This is a genomic window from Leptolyngbya sp. FACHB-711, assembly GCF_014695615.1.
Classification (GTDB): domain Bacteria; phylum Cyanobacteriota; class Cyanobacteriia; order Elainellales; family Elainellaceae; genus Leptolyngbya_A.
This window is the reverse complement of record NZ_JACJOR010000010.1, coordinates 1-2,212: the sequence shown is the minus strand read 5'-3', so window position 1 is coordinate 2,212 and position 2,212 is coordinate 1. Positions and strand designations below refer to the sequence as shown.

Below are 2,212 nucleotides of genomic sequence, written 5' to 3'. Positions count from 1 at the left end.
CTCAGCTTCAGGGCTATTTGGAGGACTAGTTGCCTCAGCTAGCGGTCTAAAGAAACTGTAAAGAAACTGTGATGCTCTTTACGATGCATGACATTCTGTTTCGCTACAGTCTATTTATTGATGTCACTCACCCGATCGCTAGCCTGTAATAGAGGTAGCTGTTTAGCGTAGTATCCTGCTGATGGGTGCAATATTTGAGGCTGAATAGCTTGGTTCTCGTACTAACTGCTTGAGACGCTGAAAATGTCTAACTTTGACGAATTCGATCGCTTAAATCCCCACCCTAAACAGGGACAAAACCCTGAGCCACTGCCGTCTGTTATAAGCGATAACCTGACAAAGCGCGATCGATTTGAGCTGTTAAGTGCCTATCTGGACGGAGAAGTCACTGCTACAGAACGCCGTCAGATCGAAGCATGGCTGAAAACTGACTACAAAACACAGCAGTTGTACGCCCGCCTGCTGAAGCTGCGCCAGGGTCTACGCGCGCTGCCGATGCCCCCTTCCGAGCAGCCCGTAGAACAAGTCGTTCAGCAGGTTTCTGCGAAGCTGCACCGCACTCCGAAGCGGCTTATTTGGGGCGGACTGGCATTCGCCGCGCTGGTTGTGGGTTCTGTGGTCGGCACACTGCCCCGCGAGTTTGGCTCACCCCAGATGGCAAACGCCCCTCAAAATTCTGAGCGGGCAATTCCCCAAGATGGCTTGATGATCGCGCTCGATCGCCCGGTGATTGAAATCCCCAAAGCAGCCGTTTCTAGCCCTAATCCGGCAATGAAGCAAAGTACGCTGCAATAAACGGGCAGTGAATTAGGAACAGTGGTCGATCGAGTTTCGATGCCAGCTTCCTTCAGGTAAAATCACTCCTCCCAGACGTTCAGCCTGCTCCTGGGTCATCTCATAGACCCACGCCCAGCCCAACGGCTGCTGATGCAGGTCAAACGTCTGGATTTCTTTGCGCTGATATTCGTTTTGCTCGATCGGGCGATCGGGCATATAGTCTTCGAGTTGATCCAGCAAGTTCAGCACTTCTAGATCTTCAAAGGTAAACACATATCCCCGAACTGGATGATTGCCGGGAACGATCGCCGGATAGCCCATCGGCAAATCATAAAGCTGAGCGTAGACGATCGCTTCCTGCATTGCCGTGAGATAGGCAGCACAGTAGCGATCGAAGTATTGTTCTCCCGGCTTCAGGCTTCCGTACACAAAGACTTGCAGCATTGTCTTGGATCGTTAGCTTGTGCTGCTATTTTAATAGTTTGCTATTTGCTGCTGGATCGCAGCCCCTATTTTGCTGTCAAAGTCTAGGGGCATTGATGGTTGTGACGATAGGATATGAACGCTCCCTAGGCCTTGCCAAATACGCTTGAAAAGCCGCAGTATCTTCTCGATGAGTCAGGAAAATAACGCCTCAACTCCTGGTATGACATTGCCGCATAATCCACTGAACTCATCACAGCACCTCCCCAGTTGGAGCCACTTCGAACTCAACTTCCTCGTTTTGCCCTGCTAAAACATACAGATTTTGGGTTCAATCGTCGATACAAACAAGACGAATGGGTTAAAGCATCGAGTAGGTCAAATAGTAGCTAATTCGATACAAGCATCCCAACTGTACAGTCGTTGGCATTCCACTCTTTAAGGAAGATTTCTTTAGTATAGCTAGCTCTATTTGTCCGCTCGAATGCTATAAACCACTTGTGGTTAACTGTTTTATGTCTCGTCCTTCACTTTGAGGGGCAAATCATCGCCCTGAATTGCCTTATCAATCGATCGCCCACAGGCAAGCACTTCCTTAAATGCGAGTTCATCCTTAAAAGACTCGGTGATAGATTAGAGCCAGTTATTCGATTAAAGTTATTCGCTTAAGAAGTTGCAGCCTGTTTCTGCAACTCAGCGATCGCCCTTTCTACTGCTGCAAGCCGTTCTTCTAAAGAAATAGGTAACTCACCACCGGAATTTAAGGATTAACTATTTATTCAGCATCTTGTATCAGCCGCTTGTAAAGGAATACCGCGAATTGAGAGATCCAGTAGCGCGATCGGGTGAAACAACGACATCGTTTTACCCTGTAATTCCAAATGTTTTAGGATTTGTAGCGAGCAGCCCGGATTAGAAGAAGCGATCAGACTGGCTCCCGTGTTGAGAAGATTTCGCACCTTTTGCTGACCCAGTTCTTCCGCCACTTCTGGCTGGAGCATATTGTAAACGC

General features: G+C 48.5%; 4 protein-coding genes. 1 reads left to right on the top strand and 3 read right to left on the bottom strand.

Features of this window, described 5'->3' with window-relative positions; all coding sequences use genetic code 11:
• Positions 1-243: 243 nt before the first annotated feature.
• Positions 244-795: an anti-sigma factor family protein gene (locus H6F80_RS00110; RefSeq protein WP_190789597.1), complete on the top strand. Its 552-nt coding sequence runs from the start codon at positions 244-246 to the stop codon at positions 793-795.
• A gap of 12 nt (positions 796-807) precedes the next feature.
• Here the strand turns inward: H6F80_RS00110 and H6F80_RS00105 are convergent, their stop codons facing one another.
• From H6F80_RS00105 to H6F80_RS00100, 3 genes are all read right to left on the bottom strand, one after another.
• Positions 808-1,221 carry a gamma-glutamylcyclotransferase family protein gene (locus H6F80_RS00105; protein ID WP_190789596.1) on the bottom strand — a complete coding sequence of 138 codons (414 nt, stop codon included), beginning with the start codon at positions 1,219-1,221 and terminating at the stop codon, positions 808-810.
• Positions 1,222-1,297: 76 nt separating this feature from the next.
• Positions 1,298-1,399, bottom strand: coding sequence for a hypothetical protein (locus H6F80_RS31015; protein ID WP_518523486.1), 102 nt, complete (start codon positions 1,397-1,399; stop codon positions 1,298-1,300).
• Positions 1,400-1,979: 580 nt separating this feature from the next.
• Positions 1,980-2,212: heterodisulfide reductase-related iron-sulfur binding cluster (locus H6F80_RS00100; RefSeq protein ID WP_190789595.1), on the bottom strand; the 233-nt coding region annotated here is incomplete at its 5' end.

Coding starts and splice junctions, on each gene's coding strand:
- H6F80_RS00110 (WP_190789597.1), top strand. CDS start 244: ATGTCTAACTTTGACGAATTCGATCGCTTAAATCCCCACCCTAAACAG.
- H6F80_RS00105 (WP_190789596.1), bottom strand. CDS start 1,221: ATGCTGCAAGTCTTTGTGTACGGAAGCCTGAAGCCGGGAGAACAATAC.